Origin of the sequence: Glycomyces buryatensis (genome assembly GCF_004912275.1) — a bacterium.
In the GTDB taxonomy this organism is placed as follows: Bacteria; Actinomycetota; Actinomycetes; order Mycobacteriales; family Micromonosporaceae; genus Glycomyces; species Glycomyces buryatensis.
In genome coordinates this window covers 215,773-238,680 of the sequence record NZ_STGY01000067.1, presented here as the reverse complement: position 1 = coordinate 238,680, position 22,908 = coordinate 215,773, and the positions used below count along the sequence as shown (strand labels likewise).

Sequence of the window (22,908 nt, the reverse complement as noted above, 5' to 3'; positions counted from 1 at the left end):
TGAGCGGGCGCGGGCTGTCAGGTTCGCGCCCGTCGCCTTCTCGGCGGGCGCCCGCACCATTCCTTCGCGTCGGCGCTGATGAGCATGGCGTACATGAGGATGCACAGGGCGAGCGCGATGAAGCCCGCAGCGCCGGTGGCCAGACTGGCGAGCGAGCCGACGGTGAAGACGGCGCTGAAGACCATGGCGGTGACCCTCGCCCAGTTCTTCCGCTGCTGCAGGCCGATCGCCGAGGCGATGAGCGCGCACCCGATGAGCGGGACCACCAACGCCTGGGCCGGGTAGTAGTAGAGGAAGTCCCCAAGGCTGTCCATGCCGCCGAAGGTCGCCCAGGTGCTGAAGGCGAGGAGCAGGGACCCGGCCCCCAGGATCCAGGTCAGTACCAGTGCCGTGACGACCTTGCCGGGAGGGCTGGTGCGCGGCGTCGATTCGTCGAGTTCCATGCCCGCACGGTAAGGCCCGAACTGCGGGAGGGGTCCCGGGCACGGGCGCCTTGGTTCGGCCGCAAGGGGACCGGCGGGTGCGGGCCTCGGATCGTCGCGGCCGGACAGTATTGACAGTAATCGATACGTGGATTAGCCTGGGCCTACCTTTGGGAGCGCTCCGCTCCCGTCCGCCAGTGCCACGTCCCCTCACGCGCGGCCGAGCATGAGGAGATTCCATGCTGTCCACCCGCACCCGCCGTCGAGCCTGGACCGCGGGGCTCGTCACCGTTGTCGCGGCGACGCTGGGCGTCGCCATGTCGACCCAGTTCGCCCACGCCCAGACGACCCTCCGCGATTCGGCCGACGCGATCGGCAAGGACATCGGTGTCGCCGTCGATGTCAACAAGCTGCAGAACGACGCGAGCTACCGCAACCTCGTCGCCACCGAGTTCAACTCGCTCACCGCCGAGAACGCCATGAAGTGGAACGCCACCGAGCCCTCCCAGGGCCAGTTCACCTTCGCCGGCGGCGACGCCATCGTCGACTTCGCCCAGCAGAACGACCAGTCCGTTCACGGCCACACCCTCGTCTGGCACTCCCAGACCCCGTCCTGGGTCCAGAACCTCTCGGCCGCGCAGATGCAGTCGGCCATGCAGAACCACATCACCACGGTGATGGACCACTACGAGGGCGACGTGGCCACGTGGGACGTCGTCAATGAGGTCGTCAGCGACTCCAATGGGGCGCTTCGCGATTCGTTCTGGCTCCAGAGGCTCGGCGAGGGCTACATCGCGCAGGCCTTCCAGTACGCGCGGGCGGCCGATCCGAACGCGGACCTGTACATCAACGACTATTCGATCGAGGCCATCGGCGCCAAGTCCGACCGGATCTACACGATCGCGCAGGGTCTGGCGAACCAGGACCTGGTCGACGGGGTCGGCCTCCAGTCCCACCTGATCCTGGGCCAGGTGCCGAGCACCATGGAGGCCAACCTCCAGCGCTTTGTGGACCTGGGCCTGAAGGTGCGCATCACCGAGCTGGACATCCGCATTCCGATGCCGGCCGACGGCAACGAGCTCGCCCAGCAGAAGGCGGACTTCCAGCGGGTCACCGAGCTGTGCGCGGACCTGGTCGACTGCTCGGGCGTCACGGTCTGGGGCCTGCGGGACGTCGACTCCTGGGTGCCCGACGTCTTCCCCGGCGAGGGCGCGCCGCTGCTGTTCGACGACAATTACAACCCCAAGCCCGCCTACGACGGCGTGCTGGCCGCCCTCGGCGGGACCCCCGGCGGCGGCAACCCGTCGACCCCGGGCGAGACCACCAGCCCGCCGCCCGCGGGCGACGGCTGCACCGCCACATTGTCGGTGGCGAGCCAGTGGGGCGCCGGAGCGACGTATTCGGCGACCGTGACCGCGGGGCAGTCCCTCTCGGGATGGAAGGTGACGTGGACCTGGCCGGGATCGGAGCGGATCTCCAACGCCTGGAGCATCGAGGGGGCCCTCTCGGGCCAGGCGGTGACGGCCTCGAACGCCGGCTACAACGGCACGCTCAGCGCCGGGCAGTCGACCAGTTTCGGCTTCAACATCACCAAGTCGGAGGGATCGACCGCCTCGCTCCCGGCGGTGACCTGCACGCCCGCCTGACGAACTGTGGGCCGGAGCGCGAAGCGCTCCGGCCCACCGGTCCCATGTCCTCGTCGCTGATCGCGGCGGCTCGTTCATGGGTATTGCTGACGGCTGGTCAGCTGAGTTCGGCCTGGAACATCCAGCTCTGCTTTTCGAGCTCGGCGGTGATGCCGATGAGGATGTCCTGGCTGACCGGGTCGGCGGACTCCGTTGCGGCGATGCGCTCGCGCATTCGTCCGATGATCGAGGTGTAGGCCTCGATGAAGAGGGTCACGACCTCGGAGTCGGCGATCTGGCCCTCGCGGATCTTGGGCATCGAGGTGTTGTCCGCGATCGTGGCGGCCCGTCCGTCGGCGCTCACGCCGATGGCGATGGCCCGTTCGGCGACGGTGTCGGCGGCATTTCGGGCCGAGGTGACGATATCGTCCAGCTGCAGGTGCAGCGACCGGAAGTTGCGGCCGTACACGTTCCAGTGCGCCTGCTTGCCCACGAGCGACAGGTCGATGAGATCCACCAGCGCGCCCTGCAGGGCCTCGGCGGTGGTGTCCCGGTTCTCGTCGGAAAGGCTGGATCGGACTGTCGACATCTCGGTACCTCGCAAGGAATTCTCGTTATTCCCAGTGTCTCAGGTCAGGGTAGTGGGGGAGTGCCCGGCGGGGAGGGAAGTCGGGCATGTCCGCGCGATTCGACGTTCCGGATCGGTCCGCTCCCCGTGATGCAGTTTGTTGGATTAGTCGATAAACTAAATACGGCCGTCCGCGTTCCTCTCGGATCCGCAGGGCGGTCGCAACCGTTCACACACTACGGCTGGAGTCACGAATGCCTTACCGCCCACCGCTGGTCGCACGCGAATTCTTCGTCGCCGATCCGCCGGAGCTGCCGCAGCGCGCCCCCGGTGAGCAGGGCCTGTCGGCGGTCAAGTCCGCCGAGGTCGTCGAGACCGGCCCGTCCTCGGTCCTGCTGAAGGCCGTCACGAGCGCGGAGGAGGAACTGTACGTCCGCCTCACCGCCGTCGCTGAGGGCGTCATCCGGGCCCGCCTGTCGGCCGACCCCGACGTGCGGCCCGACTCGGCCAAGGTCATCGAGATGCTCAATGTCGGCGAGTACGAGGGCGCCCGCATCGCGGTCGACGGCGCCTCGGTCACTGTCGACGCCGGCTCGGTCAAGGCCGTCGTCACCCTGGACGAGTGGACGCTGCTGTATACCGACGCCGCCGGCAAGACCCTCGTCGCCCAGAACCCGGGCGAGGTCGACATCTCCGGGCGCCTGCGCACCCTCCCGTTCGGCCGCAGCCTGGTCGACGGCGAGCCCGTCGCCTACCACGAGTCCTTCACCTGCGCCCCCGACGAGGCCTTCGCCGGCTTCGGCGAGCGGTTCGCGCCGCTGAACGCGCGCGGCCAGCGCCCGCTGATGTGGAACTTCGACGCGTTCGGCTCGGAGTCGATCCGCGCCTACAAGAACGTCCCGATCTACGTCTCCAGCCGCGGTTACGGCATCGTGGTCAACTCCGGCGCCCCCGTCGAGTTCGACGTCGCCCAGCAGACGCACGCGGCCGTCGAGATCCTCGTGCCCGACTCGGTCATGGAGTACTTCGTGCTCGCCGGGACCCCCGTGGAGGTCCTCGACCGCTTCGACGGGATCTCCTCGCGTCCGGTCCTGCCGCCGAAGTGGGCCTTCGGCACCTGGATCTCCTCGGGCTTCTTCGAGGACAGCCGGGGCCAGGTCATGGAGCGGGCCAAGAAGATCCGCGAGCGCGGCATTCCCTGCGACGTGCTCCACCTCGACACCTTCTGGCAGACCGACGGGCGCTGGTCGGACATGCAGTGGGACCCCGAGAACTTCCCCGAGCCCGATTCCATGCTGGCCGACCTGGCCGAGCAGGGCTTCAAGGTCTGCCTCTGGATGAACTCCTACATCTCCTACAAGTCGCCGCTGTTCAAGGTGGCCGACGAGAAGGGGTACTTCCTCAAGAACGCCAAGGGCGAGACGTACGTGGCCGACACGTGGCACGGCACCTTCCCGGCCTGCGGCATCGTCGACTTCACCAACCCCGAGGCCACCGCGTGGTGGCAGGACCTGCTGCGGCCCCCGCTCCAGGCGGGCGCGGCCCTGTACAAGACCGACTTCGCCGAGGGCGTCCCGGCCGACGCCGTCGCGTTCAACGGCATGAGCGGCACTGAGCTGCACAACGTCTACACCCTGCTGTTCAATGACGCGGTGTGCGAGGTGACCCGCGAGATCCACGGCTACGACTTCGTGTGGGCCCGGTCCTCGTTCCTCGGCGGTCAGCGCCACCCCGCGCAGTGGTCGGGCGACGTCCAGACCACCTGGGCCGGCCTGGGCGGCACCATCCGCGGCGGCGCGTCCCACGGCCTGTCGGGGATGCCGTTCTGGTCGCACGACACGGGCGGTTTCAACGGGACCCCCACCGACGACCTGTACATCCGCTGGGCCCAGTTCGGCGCGCTGTCGCCGCTGCTGCGCTACCACGGGACCACCACCCGTGAGCTGTGGGAGTTCTCCGAGGAGGCCGAGCGCCTGGCGATCGAGTCGCTGAAGCTCCGCTACTCGCTGGCCCCGTACATCTACTCGGCGGCCGTGAAGTCCTCGCGCACCGGCGAGCCGGTGCTGCGCGCGCTGAGCGTCGACAATCCGGGCGACCCGGTCGCGTGGAACGCCGACCAGGAGTACCGCTTCGGCACCGACCTGCTGGTCGCCCCGGTCAACGACCCGTCGGGCGAGCGCAAGGTGTACCTGCCCGAGGGCAGGTGGATCGACTTCTGGACCAAGGAGGTCATCGAGGGCGGTCGCTACATCGACACCAAGCACGAACTGGAGACCTTCCCGGTCTTCGTCCGCTACGGGGCGATCCTGCCGCGCGTCGAGCCCGGCGCGACCTTCGGCGACGAGCCGTTCGAGGCGATCACGCTCCAGGTCTGGGGCACCCCGGACCGGGACCTGGTCATCTCGGATGTAAACGGTGACACGAAAGTTTCGGTAACTGTTTCTGAAACTTATGTGACCCTGGTTTCGCAGGGTCCCGCCGACATCAGTAAGGTGGAGGTCGTCGATGTCGACGGCAAGCCTGAAAAGGTCGGACTGGAGCGGTAGATGGCGCTAGTAGCGGGTGTTGATTCCTCAACGCAGTCAACCAAGGTCCTCTTGGTCGAGTCCGAGACCGGCGAGATCGTCGGTTCCGGCAAGGCCCCCCACCCCGACGGGACCGAGTGCCCGCCCGAGGCCTGGTGGGACGCCCTCCAGGAGGCCGGCAAGGGCCTCCTCGACCGAGCCGACGCAGTCGCCGTCTCCGGACAGCAGCACGGCATGGTCGCGCTCGACGCCGAGGGCCGGGTCGTCCGGCCGGCACTGCTGTGGAACGACACCCGCTCGGCGCCCCAGGCCGAGCGCCTGACCGCCGACGGCGGCCCGGCCGCCTGGGCCGAGGACACCGGCCTGGTCCTGGCCGCCTCCTTCACCGTCACCAAGCTCGCCTGGATGGCCGAGCACGAACCCGAGAACGCCGCCAAGACGGCCGCGGTCATGCTCCCGCACGACTGGCTCACCATGAAGCTGCGCGGCGTCGGATTCGACCAGGCCACCACCGACCGCTCCGACGCCTCCGGCACCGGCTACTGGTCCCCGTCCACCGGGGAATACCTGCCCGCCAAGGTGATCGGGGCCCTCGGACACGAAGCAGCGCTGCCGCGGGTGGCGGCCCCGAACGAGATCGTCGGCCGCACCCGGAGCGGCGCGGCCGTCGCCCCCGGCACCGGCGACAATGCCGGCGCCGCCCTCGGGCTCGGCCTCGGGGCGGGCGACGTGGTCGTCTCCCTGGGCACCTCCGGCACCGTCTTCGGCGTCTCCGACACCCGCGCGGCCGACGCCTCCGGGCTCGTCGCCGGCTTCGCCGACGCGACCGGCCGGTACCTGCCGCTGGTGTGCACCCTCAATGCCGCCCGCGTCCTCGACACGTTCCGTAACCTCCTGGGAGTGGACCACGCCGAATTCGACGCGCTCGCCCTCGCCGCCGAACCGGGAGCCGACGGGCTCACCCTCCTCCCGTACCTCGACGGCGAACGGACCCCCAACCGCCCCAACGCGACCGGGGTCATTAGCGGGATCACCACCGGCACCACCCGCGCCGGACTTGCCCGCGCCGCCGTCGAAGGCATGCTCTCGGCCCAGGCCGACGGGCTGGCAGCGCTCGCGGACCAGGGCCTGGACGCCCAGCGCGTCCTTCTCATCGGGGGAGCCTCGGCCTCGCAGGCGGTCCGCCGGATTGCGGCGTCGGTGTTCGGCGTCGACGTGGAGATCCCGCCGTCGGCCGAGTACGTGGCCCTCGGCGCCGCCAAGCAGGCGGCCTGGGCCCTCTCGGGCCGGGCAGAACCGCCACAGTGGAATGTAGGAGACACGGCGCGGCTGAGCGGCAAGGCCGCAACCGCTGTGTCCGAGCAGTATTCGACGCTCAGGAACGAAACCGGCTCCTGGGCCTCGCACCAGTAAGCAGCAAAGGACAGCATTATGAGCGACAAGTACGCGCCCACACCAGAAGACAAGTTCTCCTTCGGTATCTGGACGGTCGGCTGGGCCGCCCAGGACGTGTTCGGCTCCGCGACGCGCGCGCCGATGGCCGCCGACCGGGCCGTTCGCAAGCTCGCCGAGATCGGCGCTTACGGGGTCAACTTCCACGACAACGACGTGTTCGAGTTCGACGAGTCCGACCGCGACGAGAAGATCTCCTCGTTCCGCAAGGCCCTGGACGAGACGGGCCTGAAGGTCACCACCGCGACCACGAACCTGTTCAGCCACCCGATCTTCAAGGACGGCGGCTTCACCCACAACGACCGCGACGTCCGCCGCTTCGCGATCTCGAAGGTCATGCGCAACCTGGACCTCGCCGCCGAGCTCGGCGCCGAGATCTACGTGTGCTGGGGCGGTCGCGAGGGCGCCGAGTCCGGCGGCTCCAAGGACGTCCAGTCCGCCATGGCCCGGATGAAGGAGGCCTACGACACGCTCGGCCAGTACGTCACCGAGCAGGGCTACGGCATTCGCTTCGCCATCGAGCCCAAGCCCAACGAACCCCGCGGGAACATCCTGCTGCCGACCCTCGGCCACGCCCTGGCGTTCATCAACGAGCTGGAGCAGCCCGAACTCGTGGGCATCAACCCCGAGATCGGGCACGAGGAGATGGCCGGCCTCGACTACGCCGCCGGCATCCGCCAGGCGCTGTGGCACGGCAAGCTCTACCACATCGACCTCAATGGCCAGACCGGTCCGCGCTACGACCAGGACCTGCGCTTCGGCGCCGGGAACGTCGGCGGGGCCTTCTGGACCGTCGACGCGGTCGAGGAGGGCATCGCCAAGGGCCAGTACACCGGGCCCGTCCACTTCGACTTCAAGCCCCCGCGCACCGAGGACGACGAGGGCGTGTGGGTCTCGGCCGCCGCCTGCATGCGCAACTACAAGATCCTGCAGGACAAGGTCCGCGCCTTCCGCGCCGACCCCGAGGTCCAGGAGGCGCTGGCGGCCGCCCGCGTCGACCAGCTCGCCGTGCCGACGCTCGCCGAGGGCGAGACCTTCGCCGACCTCAAGCACGTCGAGATCGACGTCGATGGCCTGGCCGCCAAGGGCATGGGCTTCGAGCGCCTCGACCAGCTCGCGCTCGAGCACCTCTACGGTGTCCGCTAGACCGAGTGACGAAGGGCGGTGGCCCCGGAGATCTGCTCCGGGGCCACCGCCCTTTCGATATCTTGTCTGAATAGAATGAGATGTCGATAAAAATTGCTCAGGGATGCCGACGCGCCGAAGTAAAAGCTATGATTGAGCAGACCTGTCACGTACGGTCAGGGGGTGAAAACGATGACCAGAACAGTGATCAATCTCGACGACGAACTCTTGGCCCAAGCCAGCGAGATCTTTGGAACCACAACCAAGGTCTCAACGGTTCACGCGGCACTCAAGGAAGCGGTCGACCGGCGTGGCCGGCAGGAGTTCCTTGACTGGCTGGCGGGGGGCAATCTGCCGGATCTCGCTGACGAGGGGCTCAGGGAGCAAATGTGGCGGTAGCCGGTTACCTGGTAGACAACAGTGTATTTGCACGCCAGGCCAAGCCCGTAGTCGCTGCGCGGCTCGGTCCTCTGTCGCAGCAAGGAAAGCTGGCTCTGTGTGGGATCGGCATCCTGGAGATGCAGGTCAGCGCTAGGAACCAGCAGGATCTCGAATTTCTTCGCCGATCGTTCAATACGTTCGAACGGTTGACAACGCCCGATGATGTCTGGGATAGGGCGATTGAGGTGCAAGTCGAGCTGGTCGAACGCTCGTTGCACCGCAGCGTCAAGATCCCCGACCTACTCGTGGCGGCAACAGCTGAACGGCACCGGGTCACCGTGTTGCACTACGACAAGGACTTCGACCGGATCGCGGACGTGACCGGGCAGCCGATGGAGTGGGTGGTCCCGGCCGGGGAGGCGGACTGACAGCGACAACGAGACAAGGCCCGGAGCCATGCTCCGGGCCTTGTCTACACCCCACACCCATACTTCGAGACGAGTTGTCCACTCTCCTCTTTCACAGTTTCCCCTCAGAGAACTGAGAACGGATCCCGGGCCTGTGCCGCCCGGGCTTCGCTCGTATCAGTGAATCTACGACCGGACCCTAGGTATTGGGGGCGAAAAGCTTTAGAGGTTCATGAGAACCGGCCGTAGTAGGACTCGTACGGCGTCTGGGGCCGCGGCGCCGTCCAGCAGTTCAGCACGATCGGCGAGAGGCGCAGCGTCAGCCAGCACAGGAACATGTGCGACAAGGCGATCCCGAGCAGGATCAGGACCAGGGTCGGGTCCGTGCCCGCGTTGCCGCCGTTGAGCTTCCCGACCAGGTTGATCAGGCCCATCGGGATGATGCAAGGCAGGCACAGGATGACCGGCAGCACCACCATGGCCGAGGGGGCCGAGGCGAGGCTGACGTTCAGCAGCCCGGTCCACCAGCGCTGCGGCGTCCAGCGGTAGGACACGAAGTACGCGGCCAGCACCAGCGCCAGGTAGCCGGCGGTGAGCCAGTTGAACTGGATGAGCAGCGGCACCAGCCGCCACAGGTTCGCCTCGTAGTGGGCCGGGTCGGCATCGGTTTTGGTGTCGAGGTCCGCCCAGTGGCCGTCCACGTCGCCGGTGAGCGACAGGAACTGGCCGATGAGGAAGCACAGCAGCACCACGAAGACCTGCGCCCCGACCGCGAAGCCCGACACCGTCAGCTTCGACCAACGCTGTTTCGGGGTGAAGGACCTGACCCGCGCGATGGCGGTGCGCAGGGCCCGCCGGGTGGTCTTCCCGGCCTCGGTGAGGGTCTTGACGGTGTCGAGCCAGGACTTGGCGAAGATGTACAGGAAGACCAGGAAGATGATCGCCGAGCCGACACCCATGGCGCCGAGGAGTTGCTTGAGGAGGTGGTTCGGATCGAGTTGATCGAAGAGTTCCATATGCCGGGGTCAGCCAATTGCCTTGGAGGAGTGGGGAACCCCGATATCCTATAGCGATCGCGCCCGATGGGCGACGGCTTTAATCCTCGGTCGGCGCGGTGGTCGGCCGAGGCGGATCGGCCAGCTCCGCCAGGTCCTTCTGCCAGTAGGCCACGTCGTACCAGGTGCCGAACTTGTAGCCCGCGTGGTCGAGTTTGCCGACCCACCTGAAGCCGAACGCGCGGTGGAGCGCCTCGCTGCCGGGGTTCGGACTGGTCACCCCCGCGACGACGCTGCGGAAGCCCTGCTGTTCGAGAAGCTTGAACAGGCGGCCGTAGAGCGAGGAGCCGATGCCCTTGCCGGTGTTCCCTGGAGCGATGTAGACCGTCGCCTCGGCGGTCCAGTCGTAGGCCCCGCGGGGGTTCCACGGCTTCGCATAGGCCAGGCCCACCACCGCACCGGACTCGACGGCCACCAGCCACGGGAATCGCCCGCCGTAGGTCGCCAAGTCATGGGCCCACTCCGACTCCCGCTGCGGCTCGGTGCGCAGGTTCGAGGTGTCGTGGGCGATGTAGTGATTGACGATCGCGCAGATGGCGCTCACGTCGTCGGGCCCGGCGAAACGCACTTGGATGGCGTGGTCATGGCTCATGGGGAACAAGACTAGCCGCGTGTACAGGTGGCGGCCGGGTTCCGTCTTGCCTAGTGGATCACCAGTCGGATCACCAAACAGTGCTGGGCCGCCACGACACGATCGTCGGACGCAGTCCGCCGGTGGCACGGAAGTCCTCGACCGCGCGGGCCAGCGTGCTCAACGGAATATGAGAATCGGAAGGGAACGTGCTCGCCCCGTCCATATCGCGGAATAGGCGGACTTCGGATTGCTTATTCTCGCCCGAATAGGTCACCCAGGCGCCCGGACCGTAGTCCTCGCCGCCCGGTCCGAAATAGGCGAGCGCGCCCACTTCGGCATCCCTATCGGCCACGATCTTCAGGCCGTGGTCGGGCCGTCCGCCCGGCAGGTAGCCGGGACGGTCCCGCACCAGCGCGGTCGAGACCTGCACCAGGTCGGCCGCGATTATGGTCGCGACGGCCGCCGCCACGCCGTCCGGGTCGTTTGCGAGAAGGATCTGCGACCCGTCACCGGTTTCGAGCCTGAATTCGGCACAGTAGCCGGCGATGTGCGCGCCAATGGGTCCGGCGCTCATCGGTGGTGCTCCTTCCGATGCGGGGGAGACAGGGGTGGGGGAGTGGGAACCGTGGTGGAAATCAAGTCGGATCGTCATCTGACTTCCTTCGTGAATGCACTGACCGGAAGGTCGGAGAGGAATCGAAGCTCCGGAGGAGCGGGTCAAGGACAGTCGATTCGCGAGAACCTATATCAGGGTCGGCATGTTTCCTCCTGCCGGTGATAGGTGTATCCATCCCCACGTTGCAGCAGGTGGAGGTTCTTCCATGAGGTTTTGACTGGCCCCTGAGGGGTTTGCACGGTGTGGCTGCCGCTGGAACGCACCGCGACCCGGCCGGTGTGCGTGCCTTGGTACTTCCCTCTGAGCACTACCGCGCGTACGAGGTCCCCGGTCTGGAAGCCGTGGATCTGTTTGGTGCGGGGCATCTTCAAGCGCGGAAATCCGAAAGCGTCGGTGCGGGTCCGGCAGTATGTTCCACGCCCAGTCGCCTTGACCACCAGGACCTGGCCCGGCCAGGAGGGGACCGCCCTGAGCGCCCCGACATGGAGCCCGTCCAGAGTGTGCGATTTGGGTGCGCCGGTGATGAACCGGTTGTACTTGGTCCGCCCACCCGAACTCGAATGGGCGGGCAGGCCCGTTCCTGTCAGGGAACCCCACAGGGCGTTGCGGGTGGCGTTCATCGCCGCGGCATCGCTCAAAGGCGCCTTCGCCTGCTTGAGGATGCGCGCCAGAAGCGTTGAGCGGTCGGCCAGGAACATTTCCACAGGTGTGGTGTTCTTCGCCTGGTTGCAAGCCCCGCAAGCGAGGGTGAGGTTCGAGATCCGGTGGGAGCCGCCCCGCGCCTTGGGGCGAATATGTTCGACCTGCAACGGCGTGTCGCCCGCGCCGCAGTAGGCGCAGGCCCGCCCCCATTTCTCAAGGAGGTACTGCCGGACTTCGTATCCGGCGAGAGTGCCTTGCTGGTACTCCACGCCAGTCAAGGACTGGCCCGCCGACATGGCGTGCGTGTCGAAGCTGACGCGTTCGACATGCACGGCGGTGACCGGCGCCCACCGTCGCAGGCGCGCGATCTGCGACATGGTGGTGTCGACCCGGTGTTGCAGGCTCGGGGCGAGTCGGCCTTGCGGCCTGGTGCGGTTGGCGAACCGGGGCGTACGGTAGCGCAGGTTCCGGCCCCGCCTGGCCCGCCGATACGCGGCGCGGGCGGTCAGTTTGTCGCGGATCTTCCCGCCGCGATGGTTGACCTGGAGGGCGTACAAGCCTTGCCGTCGGCCACCACCGACATCAGCGAACACCGCGATTCCGGTGTGCTTACTCCCGGGGTCGATTCCCACTTCCACGCCCTGTACCTCGGATTCAGCGGCGCTGCGGTCGCGCAACCGGATCACGAATGGCGTATGCCGTGCCACCACCGCCCGGCCCTTATTGAGTAGCTTCCGGGCCCGTGCCGGATGGCACGGGTCCAATTGTGTTCCGTCCTTCGCGAGGACGAACACGCATGGCGCGGTCTCACGACCACAGGCTCCGCTTTCGCGGGTGACGCCCGCGATCCCAGGTGAAGGATCACGAATCTCCCCTCGACCATGTACCCCGCCGGGTGCCTGAAGGCCTCCACGGCCCGTTTCGTTCCCGATCCGGGGATTGTCTGCTGCCGTGAATTCGAGAGCCTGGAGCTGAGGAAGCATCCCAGGGTCGGTCTTCTGTCCTACGCGATACGTAGCCAACTTGTTCACCTCCAAAATGATCTGTTGGCTGGGTCTGGTAACGGCGGCTCTCAACCAGTGCGACTGAAAGCCCACTCCTGCAGGAGGGGATCCCGTTACGGAGGACACCGCACCTCAAGGTGGCGAGGTTTGTGAACGACAGTACGTGCATCATCGCGCCGTTTGGCCGGTCAGTCGGGAAATTGACAAAAAGCGCCGGTTGCGACAACCTGTCTATGCAATTAGTAGATTCCACTAGGGAACTCCAGGGAATGTGGTTGGGCCAGAAGCGAAAGCGATCGGTCACCCGCCGTGCGCGGCGACACGGCCGAACCCGGACCCGTTCGTCGGGCAAGATTGGGGCATGCGCGTAGACCTGCTCGGACCGCTCCGCGTCCGCGACGACTCCGGGGCCGAAATCGCCGTCCCCGCCGGCCGCCAGCGCGCCCTCCTCATCCGCCTCGCCCAAGAGCCCGGCCGCCTCGTCCCCGCCGCCGTCCTCATCGACGCGCTCTGGCCCGGCGAGCCGCCCGCCAACGCGCCCGGCGCCCTCCAGACCCAGGTCTCCCGCCTGAGGGGGCGCATCGGCGACCGCCTCGCCGCCGACTCCGGCGGCTACCGGCTCACCGACACGGCCACCGACGCCGCCGAATTCGAACGACTCGCCGCCCAGACCGAGACCGCCGCCCGCGAACAGGACGCCGGAACCGTCCGGCACCTGGCGGGCCGCGCACTGGAACTGTGGCGCGGGCCGGCCCTCGCGGGCGTCGCCGACCTGCCGTTCGCCGAGGCCGAGGCCACCCGCCTCACCGCCCGGCGCGAGGCCGTGGCCGCCCTGCTCGTGGAGGCCCGCCTCGAACTCGAAGGCGCCGCCGCCGTCCTGGCCGAACTCGCCGCCCGCCACGGCGCCGACCCGCTCTCCGAACCCGACGCGGGCCGCTACATGCGGGCCCTGGCCGCCTCGGGACGCCAGGCCGAGGCGCTCGACGTCTACGAGAAGCTCCGCTCCCGCCTCGCCGACGAGCTGGGCATCGACCCCTCGCCCGCGCTGGCCCGGGCGCATCTCGACGTGCTGCGCGGCATCGAGACCGCACCCGCCGCCGAGACCGTGAGCCACCTGCCGCGCCCGCTCACCGATTGCATCGGGCGCGAGCACGATCTGACGGCGCTGCGGGACCTCGTCGACGCGAACCGGCTGGTCACCCTGACCGGTCCCGGCGGCACCGGCAAGACCCGCCTCGTCATCGAGGCCGGCCACCGGATCGAGCAGGAGGGCACCGGGGTCCGACTGGTCGAACTCGCGCCGGTGAACGATGCGGGGCGGCTCGACGACGTGTTCCTCGACGCGCTGGGACTGAGCGAACCGGCGCTGTCGAAACGCAATGTCGACGCGCGCGAACGGCTGGCGGAGGCCCTGCGCAACCGCCGGATGGTCCTGATCGTGGACAACTGCGAGCACCTCATCGACGCCGTCGCCGCATTGGCCGCGCACCTGCTGCCCCGCGCGCCGGTGCTGCGGATGCTCGCCACCAGCCGCGAACCACTGGGCCTGACCGGCGAGGCCGTCTTCAATCTCGGCCCGCTGTCCACTCCCGACTCCGCCACCGCGGCCGACGCGGCCTCGCACTCGGCCGTGCGGCTGTTCGTGGAGCGCGGCCGCCAGTCTGATTCGTCCTTCGCGCTCTCAGCGGCCAACGCGGGCACCGTCGTCGGAATCTGCGCCGCACTCGACGGACTGCCGCTGTCGATCGAGCTGGCCGCCGCGCGGCTGCGCTCGATGAGCCTGGAGGACTTGGCCTCGCGCCTGGACGACCGCTTCACCCTCCTCAACCGCGGCGACCGCACCGCCGCGCCGCGCCAGCGGTCCCTGCGCGGGGTGGTCGACTGGAGCTGGGACCTGCTCGACGAGCACGAGCGGCGCGTGCTGGCCCGCCTGTCGGTCTTCAACGGCGGCGCGGACCTCGACGCGGCCTGCGAGGTCTGCTCGGCGGACGCGGACGACATTCGAAGTCTGGTGGACAAGTCCCTCGTGCAGCGCCTGCCCAGAGGCCGCTACCGGCTGCTGGAGACCGTCCGCGAATACTCCGCCGAGCGCCTCGCCGAATTCGGCGAGACGGCCCGGGCCTACCTCGCGCACGCCGAGTACTTCGCGCGCCTGGCCGAGCGCGCCGCGCCGTACCTGCAACGCGCCGAACAGGTCGAATGGCTCGATCGCCTCGCCGCCGACCACGAGAACCTCACCGCCGCGATCCGTCGCATGATCGCCGCCGGGAACGCCCGGCTCGCCCACCAGGCCGTCGTCCCGATCTCCTGGTACTGGTGGATGCGCGGATACCGCAAGGAGGGCCAGGAACTGTCCTTCCAGGTCCGCGACATGGAAGGACCGGTCGAGCCCGTCCACCGCGCCGGCGCCCACCTCGCCGGCATGTGGGCCCTGTGGTCGGGGCTGCTCGACCCCGACGAAGTGGCCGCCGGATACGCCGAGGCCGAGCGGATCATCGAGGAGCACGATCTCTACGAGGTCGACCCGCTGCTGAAGATGGTGCCGGTCCTCCGCGCGCTCCTGTCCGGGGACGAGACCGCGCTGCGAGCGGTCGGGGCGGGGCTCGACCGCGAGCGCGACGCTCACGTCAGGGGCATGGTGCTGCTGTTCTGCTCCGAATACTCCGCCCGTGCGGGGAAACCGGAGCAGGCGCTGGCCGAACTGACCGAGTCCAATGCGATCTTCACCGCGCTCGGCGAGCGGTTCGGGATCATCATGTCGCTCCAGGCGCTGGCCAGCACCCGTACGGCCGAGGGCGACCACGTCGAGGCCCGCCGGATGCTGCTGAGCGCCTTGGAGGCCGAGTCGGAGCTGGGCGCCGACCGATCCGACTCGGTCATCGTGGAGAACGTGTGGCGCATCGACGCCGAGTTCGGCGCGGACCCCGAGGCCGTGCTGGCCCAGATGCGGGTCGAGGAAGAGGGGGCGAGGCAGATCGGCAACTTCGAGAACGTGATCGGCGCCCGGACCTCGGCGGCGGTGTGCCTGCGCCGCTTGGGAAAGCTCACCGAGGCCCGCGACGAGCTGCTGGCCGCCGAGGCGGGACTGCCCGAGTACATCAATTTCTCCGAGGTCTCGCTGCGGCTGTACCGGCACCTCGCGGAGGTGGCGCGCGAACTCGGCGACCGCGAGCTGGAAGCCCGGGCCGCCGAGAAGGCCGAAGGGAGCCTGTGGCCGTTTACCCTGTGAGCTTGCGGCGGTAGGCCCGCAGCGACAGCGGCACGAACACCGCGATGATCGCCGCGCTCCAGCCCAGGAGCGCCGCGACCTCGCCGCCGGGAGTCCCGCCGTCGAGGAAGACCCGCATCGAGTCGCCCAGTGCCGTCAGGGGATTGATCTCGGCCCACCACTGGACCGCCGTCGGCAGCGTCTCGATCTCCACGAAGATCGACGAGGTGTAGGCCAGCGGCATGAGCAGCGCGACCATCCACGTCTGGATCTGCTCCTCCGACTTCGCCGTCAGGCCGACCAGGACCATCGCCCAGGAGGAGGCGAACAGGAACAGCAGCACCGCACCGGCGGCCGCGGCGACGCCGAGCCCGCCGCCGTCGGCGCGGTAGCCGATGGCGAACGCGACGCCGCCGACGACCAGCAGCGCCCACGCGTGCTTGACCATGTCGGCGGCGACCCGCCCGGCCAGCAGCGCGAACCGGGACACCGGCATGGCCGTGAGCCGGTCGAACACGCCGTCCTTGATGTCGCCGTACAGGCTCAGCCCGGTGGAGGTGATCGCGAAGAACAGGCCCATGGCGATGAGCGACGGCCCGGCGTACTGGAGGAAGTCCTGCCAGGAGCCCATCATCTGCCCGCCCATGAAGAACGTGATGGACAGCAGGATCATCATCGGGATCATGACGAAGTCGATGAGCTGGGCGGGCTGGTGCTTGATCGACGCTAGTGAGCGGGCGGCCATCGACGCCGACTGCGCCAGCGGGCCCCGGTGCGTGGTCCAAGTCGTGACGCTCATGCCGCCACCTCCTGATTCTCCTGGGCGGCTTCGGCCTTGTGGCCGGTGAGGGTGAGGAACACTTCGTCGAGCGTCGGCTCGTCCAGCCCGAAGGCGACCAGGTCGATCCCGGCCTGGGAGACGCGCGACATGACCGCCGTCGCCTCGCCGGCGTGGGAGACGGGCACGATCGCCTCGCCGTCCTCGCCGCGGGCCTTCGCGTCGATCGTCCAGTCCGCCACGTCGATGAGCTTCGGCAGCGCCTCCGCGTTGACCGGCCGCATGCGCAGCACCAGGCCGCCGACCATCCGCTTGAGCTCGGAGGGGACGCCCGAGGCGATGACGCGCCCGGAGTCGATGACCGCGATGGTGTCGGCGAGCTGGTCGGCCTCCTCCAGGTACTGGGTGGTGAGCAGGACCGTGGTGCCCTCGGCGACCAGGTCCCGGACGAGCTCCCACAGCTGGCCGCGGCTCTTCGGGTCGAGCCCGGTCGTCGGTTCGTCCAGGAACAGGACCTCGGGGCGGCGGACGATCGAGGCGGCCAGGTCGAGCCGGCGCCGCATGCCGCCGGAGTACTTGGAGGCGGCGCGGGTCGCGGCGTGGACGAGCTCGAACCGTTCGAGCAGTTCCGCCGCGCGGTTTTTCGCCTGCGAGCGGGAGGCGCCGAGCAGGCGGGCGATGAGGACGAGGTTCTGCTCGCCGGAGAGGTTCGGATCGAGCCCGGCGTACTGGCCGGTCAGCCCGATGCGGGCGCGGACCTCGGCGGCCTGCGTGACCGCGTCCAGGCCCAGGACGCGGGCGGTGCCGGAGTCGGGGACGGTGAGAGTGGTCAGGCACCGGACGGCGGTGGTCTTGCCCGCGCCGTTGGGCCCGAGGACGCCCAGGACGGTGCCCTGGGGGGCGGAGAGGTCGACGCCGTCGAGGGCGCGGACGTCGCCGAACGCCTTCTTCAACCCTCTGACCTCGATCGCATGCTGCATGGGGAGTTCCTTTCCGTTAGGACGCCCCCATGGTGGCCGCCGGTCCTTTCACTTCACTTGCACTTCGCATGCACCCGCCCGGCACGCGAAAGGGCCGCCTCCCGGAGGGGAGACGGCCCTGGAAGACTCTCCGCGCGTCAGCCCTTGATCGCGCCGGTGATGACGGCCTTGGTGAAGTGTTTCTGGATGAACGGGTACATGATCACGATCGGGATGATCGTGCAGACCACGACGGCCATCTTCAGCGCCGAGTCGGGGGCGGCGGCGGTCTGGTACTGGCTGGCCTGGCCCGCCGCGCCGGGCAGGCCCTGCGTCGACATGAGCATTCGCTGGAGCACCACCTGGATCGGCTGGACGTCCTGGGCGGGGACGTACAGCACGGCCGAGAAGTAGATGTTCCAGTACCCGACCGCGTAGAAGAGTGCGATGACGGCCAGGATCGCCTTCGACATCGGCAGGACGATCTTGAACAGGAGCCGGAACTCTCCGGCCCCGTCCATTTTGGCCGCGTCGATGAGCTCGCCGGGCACGCTGTTCATGAAGAACGCCCGCAGCACGATCAGGTTGAAGGCGTTGAGCGCCATCGGCAGAACCAGCGACAGGTAGGAGTTGAACAGGCCCAATTTCTGCACTACCAGGAACTGGGGGTACATGCCCGGCGCGAACAGGAAGGTGAACAGCACCAGCATCAGCAGTGGCCGGTGCATCAGGGTTCCGGGACGCGAGAGTCCGTAGGCGGCGCCGATGGTGAGCACCATGCTGAGGGCGGTGCCACCCGCGGTCAGGATGATGGTCAGGACCAGCGATTCGGTCAGGGCACCGCCGCTGAAGATCTCACGGTAGGCCTGGAGGCTCAGGTCGGTCGGCACGAGCAGGAGGTTGCCGCCGGCGCGGTTCATCGCCTCCTCGCTGGCGAGACTGGTGACCACGATCGCCCAGATGGGCACCACGATGGCGGCCGCGTAGCAGATCAGGAATGCGGCCTTGGAGAGCTTGCCCAGGCGGGACGGCTCGTCGTCCCAGACCGGCCGGGTGTTCTTCTTGCGCTTCCGATTCAGCGCTTGGAGATCGACGGTACTCATGACTTCTGGTAGATCCCTTGCTCTCCGAGGCGGTGCGCGACGTTGTTGGCGACCAGGACCAGGATCAGGCCGATCACGCCCTTGAACAGACCCGCCGCGGTGCCGAAGGACGCGCCCGCGGTGCCGATGACGCTGCGGTAGTACACGAAGGTGTCGAGCACCTCGGTGGTCTGGTACCCGATGGCGTCGCGCTGGAGCTGGTACTGCTCGAAGCCGACGCTGAGGATGCCGCCGATCTGGAGGATCAGCAGCAGGATGATGACCGGCCGGATCCCCGGAAGGGTGATGTGCCAAAGGCGCCGCCAGCGGCTGGCGCCGTCGACCGCGGCCGCCTCGTAGAGGCTCGGGTTGATCGAGGCGAGTGCGGCCAGGAAGATGATCATGCCCCAGCCGGCGTCCTTCCATGACCACTGCATCCAGGCCAGCAGCGTGAAGGTCTCGGGGTCGGACGTGAAGGTGAGCCGGTCGCCGCCGACGCCCAACAGGAGGTTGCTGAACAGGCCGTCGGAACCGAGCATCTGGACGAAGACGGTGACGACCAGGACCCAGGAGAAGAAGTAGGGCAGGTAGACGACCGACTGGAAGATGCTGCGGATCTTGGTGGAGACGACGCTGTGCATCAGCAGCGCCAGCGCGATCGACAGCGGGAACACGAACATCAGCTGGGCGAAGGCGTACTTGAGGGTGTTGAGCAGCGCCGGCACGAAGTACGGGCTCAAGAACAGGCGCTCGAACCATGCGAAGCCCACGAACGGGTTCTCCCAGAAGGCCCGGTTCGGGTCGTAGTCCATGAACGCGATGATGTTCCAGGACGAGGGCCAGTAGAAGAACACCGCCAGTTGCAGCAGTGCGGGAAGCGTCAGAAGCAGCAGCGGCCAGTCGTGCCGGAGGCGCTGCCGGACGCTTCGCTTGCGTCTGATGGGGATTGTTCGGGAGGCTTGCCCCGATGCTGGTGGTGCTGTGGTGTGTAGAGCTGCCATCGCTTGTCTGCGTCCAGTCGTGAGGTCCGGGTACGGGGAGCGAGTCGTGGCCGGGCGGCGTCACGCCGCCCGGCCGTTCATTACTCGCCTTGGGCCGTCCGGTAAGCGGCCGTGTAGTGCTCGCGAGCCTCTTCGCCGCCGGCGGCGAGGAAGTCCTCGACCATCGAATCGATCTCGGACAGCTCGGCCCGTCCGTATGAGACGTCGTTCTCCTGGTCTTCCAGGGTGGCGCGGGCGTCCTTGAAGGCGGCCGGGCCCTCGACCCGGAGCCCTTCGAAGATGTCCACCTCGGCGTATTCCAGGACCGAGGCGTTGTAGTCGAACACGCGCTGGACCCTGTCGGCGCCCCCGGCCAGGAAGTTCTGGACGCGGGCGATCGTCTTGAAGTTGACCGGTGCGTTGACGACGGCGGTGCCGGTCTCGGTGTAGACGGGGGTGCCGTCGTCGCCGTATTCGAAGTGCTCGCCTTCGACGCCGTAGATGAGCAGTTCGTACTCGGTGGTCCCCAGGGGTGCGGCGCAGAAGTTCGCGACGTCCAGGAACTCCTCCACCTGCTCCTTTTCGAGGTCCTTCCTGAGGAAGGTCCAGCCGTCGACGCCGAAGTTGACGTGCACCAGCGGGGTGCGCCCTTCGGCGGCCAGCGGCCCGAGCGGCTCGATGTCGCCCTCGGCCTCGCCGCTGTTGACCTGGTCGGTGTAGCCCCCCCACCAGGACATGCCGTCCTGCTGGAACAGGATCGTTCCCTCTTTGTGCAGTGCCTGGGTGTCCAACGTCCCGGTGGGGGCGTCGGGGTGGACGAGCCCTTCGTCCCAGAGGGTGCGCCGGAACTCGAGCCATTCCTTGTACTCGGGCATCTCGGAGCGGTGAAGCAGCTTGTCCTGCTCCTCGTCGAACCACCAGTTGTCGCGGCTGGGGAGCCCGAACCACATGGGTGTGTAGTAGTCGAGACCCGCGAAGGCCCACTTGCCGGCCGATCCGTCGGTCCACTCGCGGGCGACTTCGAGCAACTCCTCGATGGTCGTCGGCTTGTCCAGACCGGCGTCCGCGAGCAGGTCGGTGCGGACGAACATGCCGTTGCCGGGACCGCCGGAGGCCGGGCCGGGGATGCCGAAGATGCGGGAGGTCTCCGGGTCCTCGGGGTCGGTCGCCCAGACCGAATTGCCCCAGGAGGAGGTCGGGAGTCCGGCCAGCAGCGGCCAGCGCTCGGAGATGTCGCCCTTCAGGATGTCGGTCAGGTCGTAGAAGGTGTTGGGGACCGTGTTCTGGAAGTCCGTGTGGGCCAGCAGCATCCAGCTGAACATGTGGATGGCGTCGCCGAATTCCTTGGCCTGGAGCCACTGGACCGAGGTCTCGGCGAACTCGTTGCCGTCGGCGTATCGGAGGTTGATCTTCGTGCCGCCCCATGCCTTGGAGACCGCCTGGAAGTACGGGTCGTCCCCGCTGGGCCCCTCGCCCCAGTTGGGCACGGTGAGCTCATAGGTTCCGCTGTTCTCCGGCACCTCGGTGATCGCCTGGACGGCCTCGGGGTGGACGGTGAAGCCCGAGGGGTGGTGCGGCGGCTCGCCGATGAGGTCGGGCTGGACCGGGAGCGGCCATTCCTTGTAGGTGGGGAGGAAGTCCAGGCCCTCGGTGACCTGGGTGCCTCCGCCGCCGGACTCGATGTCGCTGCAAGCGGCGATCACGGGCAGTCCGGCGGCTCCGGCGGCGCCGAGTCCGGCCGCCTTGAACAGGGAGCGGCGCCTGAACGGCGACCTGCGGGAGGGAGTAGCCACGTTGCTGTCCTTTCGGTCATGTTCTTCGTGAGGGTTGAGAGGTTCGAGAGCCGGTAATTAGTTCGGCTGCTCGATAAACTAAAGTAGCGCACAGTGATATCCGGTACAAGCCCAGGGGTCCCGAGAGACCATCGCGAATCGATCACGATTCGGGAACTCGACGGCCCTCCTGGGGCAGTAACCGACCGGTTGTCGCCATCGAAGAGAATGAGCCACGAGTGCAGCAGGAGGAGCAGACATGGCGATGCGCATTGCGGCGAAGTCGGCCGGAGTCGGTGACGAGCCCCGGAGCGGGAACGTCCGCGCCAAGCGCGCCGACTTCACTGACGTGCGGGCCAACAACCTCGGCTACGTCCTGCGTCAGGTGCGCGCCGAGGTCCGGTGCTCCCGCGCCGACCTGGCGGCCAAGACAGGGCTCAATAAGGCCACCGTCTCCAGCCTCGTCGCCGAGCTCATCGAGCGTCGCGTGCTGCGCGAATCCGGTTCCGTCATAGGCAATATCGGCCGGCCGGCCGTGCTGCTCAGCGTCGACACCGGCTACTTCGCCTCCCTCGGCGTCGAAGTCAACGTCGACTACATGACCCTCGTCGCGGTCGACCTGGCCGGCAACCGGCTCCTGTCCTGGCGCCGTGCCCACGACGGCAGCGGATCGACGCCCGGCAAGTCCGTCTCCGCCCTCGCCGGGCTCGCCAAGCGAGCCGTCGACAAGATGGACTCCGAGGGTCGTCAGATCCTCGGTCTGGCCGTCGCAGTCCCCGGCATGGTCGACACCGACGGCGTCGTCCAGCGCGCCCCGATGCTCGGCTGGACCGACTTCGACCTCACCGCGCGCCTCCAGAGCGCCATGCGCGACCCCAAGTACGCCGTCACCGCCGACAATGACGCCAACCTCGGCGCCGTCGCCGAGCAGCGCTTCGGCGCCTGGGCCGGGATAGCCGACATGATCTACCTGACCGGCGAGATCGGCCTCGGTTCGGGCCTCATCGTCGACGGCGAACTGCGGCGCGGTGCCACCGGTTTCGCCGGCGAGTTCGGCAACCTCCGCGTCGAGGTCGACGGACGCGTCGGACGAGTCGAGGACTTCGCCAGCATTCACACGCTCCTGAGTGAACTGTCCGAATCGGACAGAATTGCGGGCACCGAGGTCGAGGCCGAGGTCGAGGACATCGTCACCCGAGCCCGCGCCGGCGAATCCGATGTCGTCGAGGCCCTGGCCCGCATCGGCCGCGCCCTCGGGGCCGGCATCGCGGTGGCCGTGGACCTGCTCAACCCCGAGGCGGTCGTCCTCGGCGGCCACTACCAGGCGCTGAGTCAGTGGATCGTGCCCGCCGCCGAATCCGAACTGGCCGAACGCGTTCACGCCTCCGGTGCCGGGGGAGTGAAGCTCGTGGTCTCCACGCTCGGGCACGAGGCGCCCGCGCTCGGCGCCGCCACCGGCATCCTCAACGACATCGACGCCGGCCTCATGCCGACCCCGCTCGGAACATGATTCCGGCGCTTGCCTTCGAATCGGGCATCTGGGAACCCCCCGTTCAATGATCGCGCGAGCGGCCACCCACCTGCTTCTCAAGCCATTTGTTTCTGAACTGTTACTTCATTCGTCGCCGCTGGTAGCGCAGCTGCGATGCGGCGATTTAGACCGATACGCACCCGCTGTCGAAGCGCTTCGACCTTGACTGCCATGCGCCCGCAGGTGTAGAACTCATACATTC

The 22,908-nt window shown here is 68.0% G+C and carries 20 protein-coding genes; 8 read left to right on the top strand and 12 right to left on the bottom strand.

Annotation, left to right across the window (positions count from 1 at the left end; translation table 11 throughout):
• Window positions 1–17 precede the first annotated feature (17 nt).
• Window positions 18–443 (bottom strand): hypothetical protein, encoded by a 426-nt coding sequence (locus FAB82_RS19355; protein ID WP_136536177.1) that lies wholly within the window; start codon window positions 441–443, stop codon window positions 18–20.
• A 218-nt stretch (window positions 444–661) separates the two neighbouring features.
• Here FAB82_RS19355 and FAB82_RS19350 point away from each other — a divergent pair, with 218 nt between their 5' ends.
• The gene (locus FAB82_RS19350) at window positions 662–2,068 is read left to right on the top strand and encodes a glycoside hydrolase family 10 protein (RefSeq protein ID WP_136536176.1); all 1,407 of its coding nucleotides are present in this window, start codon (window positions 662–664) and stop codon (window positions 2,066–2,068) included.
• A 97-nt stretch (window positions 2,069–2,165) separates the two neighbouring features.
• Here the strand turns inward: FAB82_RS19350 and FAB82_RS19345 are convergent, their stop codons facing one another.
• A complete protein-coding gene (locus FAB82_RS19345) occupies window positions 2,166–2,636 on the bottom strand; it encodes a Dps family protein (RefSeq protein ID WP_136536175.1) in 471 nt (156 codons plus the stop codon).
• 233 nt (window positions 2,637–2,869) lie between these two features.
• Here FAB82_RS19345 and FAB82_RS19340 point away from each other — a divergent pair, with 233 nt between their 5' ends.
• From FAB82_RS19340 to FAB82_RS19320, 5 genes are all read left to right on the top strand, one after another.
• Window positions 2,870–5,161: a TIM-barrel domain-containing protein gene (locus tag FAB82_RS19340; protein ID WP_136536174.1), complete on the top strand. Its 2,292-nt coding sequence runs from the start codon at window positions 2,870–2,872 to the stop codon at window positions 5,159–5,161.
• Window positions 5,162–6,553 (top strand): xylulokinase, encoded by a 1,392-nt coding sequence (xylB, locus tag FAB82_RS19335; protein WP_136536173.1) that lies wholly within the window; start codon window positions 5,162–5,164, stop codon window positions 6,551–6,553.
• A gap of 18 nt (window positions 6,554–6,571) precedes the next feature.
• Window positions 6,572–7,738 carry a xylose isomerase gene (xylA, locus tag FAB82_RS19330; protein ID WP_136536172.1) on the top strand — a complete coding sequence of 389 codons (1,167 nt, stop codon included), beginning with the start codon at window positions 6,572–6,574 and terminating at the stop codon, window positions 7,736–7,738.
• Between the two features lie 171 nt (window positions 7,739–7,909).
• Window positions 7,910–8,116 (top strand): type II toxin-antitoxin system VapB family antitoxin, encoded by a 207-nt coding sequence (locus tag FAB82_RS19325; protein ID WP_136536312.1) that lies wholly within the window; start codon window positions 7,910–7,912, stop codon window positions 8,114–8,116.
• Complete coding sequence (locus FAB82_RS19320; RefSeq protein WP_136536171.1) at window positions 8,107–8,526, top strand: PIN domain nuclease; 420 nt, start codon at window positions 8,107–8,109, stop codon at window positions 8,524–8,526. The genes FAB82_RS19325 and FAB82_RS19320 overlap by 10 nt, the downstream gene beginning before the upstream one ends.
• A 209-nt stretch (window positions 8,527–8,735) precedes the next feature.
• Here the strand turns inward: FAB82_RS19320 and FAB82_RS19315 are convergent, their stop codons facing one another.
• The 4 genes from FAB82_RS19315 to iscB form a co-directional block, all read right to left on the bottom strand.
• Window positions 8,736–9,521: a hypothetical protein gene (locus FAB82_RS19315; protein WP_136536170.1), complete on the bottom strand. Its 786-nt coding sequence runs from the start codon at window positions 9,519–9,521 to the stop codon at window positions 8,736–8,738.
• A gap of 79 nt (window positions 9,522–9,600) precedes the next feature.
• Entirely contained in the window at window positions 9,601–10,281 is a 681-nt protein-coding gene (locus FAB82_RS19310) for a GNAT family N-acetyltransferase (RefSeq protein WP_281276924.1), read from the bottom strand.
• Window positions 10,223–10,708: an Imm1 family immunity protein gene (locus tag FAB82_RS19305; protein WP_168801674.1), complete on the bottom strand. Its 486-nt coding sequence runs from the start codon at window positions 10,706–10,708 to the stop codon at window positions 10,223–10,225. Before FAB82_RS19305 ends, FAB82_RS19310 begins: the two co-directional genes overlap by 59 nt.
• Window positions 10,709–10,881: 173 nt before the next feature.
• Window positions 10,882–12,186 (bottom strand): RNA-guided endonuclease IscB, encoded by a 1,305-nt coding sequence (gene iscB, locus FAB82_RS19300; RefSeq protein WP_136536167.1) that lies wholly within the window; start codon window positions 12,184–12,186, stop codon window positions 10,882–10,884.
• A 571-nt stretch (window positions 12,187–12,757) separates the two neighbouring features.
• Between iscB and FAB82_RS19295 the strand changes: the two genes are divergently transcribed.
• Entirely contained in the window at window positions 12,758–15,625 is a 2,868-nt protein-coding gene (locus tag FAB82_RS19295) for an AfsR/SARP family transcriptional regulator (RefSeq protein WP_136536166.1), read from the top strand.
• Here the strand turns inward: FAB82_RS19295 and FAB82_RS19290 are convergent.
• From FAB82_RS19290 to FAB82_RS19270, 5 genes are all read right to left on the bottom strand, one after another.
• A complete protein-coding gene (locus FAB82_RS19290; RefSeq protein ID WP_136536165.1) occupies window positions 15,615–16,403 on the bottom strand; it encodes an ABC transporter permease in 789 nt (262 codons plus the stop codon). The genes FAB82_RS19295 and FAB82_RS19290 overlap by 11 nt on opposite strands.
• Window positions 16,400–17,362: an ATP-binding cassette domain-containing protein gene (locus tag FAB82_RS19285; protein WP_136536164.1), complete on the bottom strand. Its 963-nt coding sequence runs from the start codon at window positions 17,360–17,362 to the stop codon at window positions 16,400–16,402. Before FAB82_RS19285 ends, FAB82_RS19290 begins: the two co-directional genes overlap by 4 nt.
• A gap of 137 nt (window positions 17,363–17,499) precedes the next feature.
• A complete protein-coding gene (locus FAB82_RS19280; protein WP_136536163.1) occupies window positions 17,500–18,444 on the bottom strand; it encodes a carbohydrate ABC transporter permease in 945 nt (314 codons plus the stop codon).
• Window positions 18,441–19,424, bottom strand: coding sequence for an ABC transporter permease (locus FAB82_RS19275; RefSeq protein WP_136536162.1), 984 nt, complete (start codon window positions 19,422–19,424; stop codon window positions 18,441–18,443). Before FAB82_RS19275 ends, FAB82_RS19280 begins: the two co-directional genes overlap by 4 nt.
• A gap of 80 nt (window positions 19,425–19,504) precedes the next feature.
• Complete coding sequence (locus FAB82_RS19270) at window positions 19,505–21,196, bottom strand: extracellular solute-binding protein (protein WP_136536161.1); 1,692 nt, start codon at window positions 21,194–21,196, stop codon at window positions 19,505–19,507.
• 238 nt (window positions 21,197–21,434) lie between these two features.
• Here FAB82_RS19270 and FAB82_RS19265 point away from each other — a divergent pair, with 238 nt between their 5' ends.
• A complete protein-coding gene (locus tag FAB82_RS19265) occupies window positions 21,435–22,685 on the top strand; it encodes an ROK family protein (RefSeq protein ID WP_211116690.1) in 1,251 nt (416 codons plus the stop codon).
• Window positions 22,686–22,762: 77 nt separating this feature from the next.
• Here FAB82_RS19265 and FAB82_RS27210 read toward each other — a convergent pair whose 3' ends face one another.
• Entirely contained in the window at window positions 22,763–22,906 is a 144-nt protein-coding gene (locus FAB82_RS27210; RefSeq protein WP_168801673.1) for a hypothetical protein, read from the bottom strand.
• Between the last annotated feature and the right edge of the window lie 2 nt (window positions 22,907–22,908).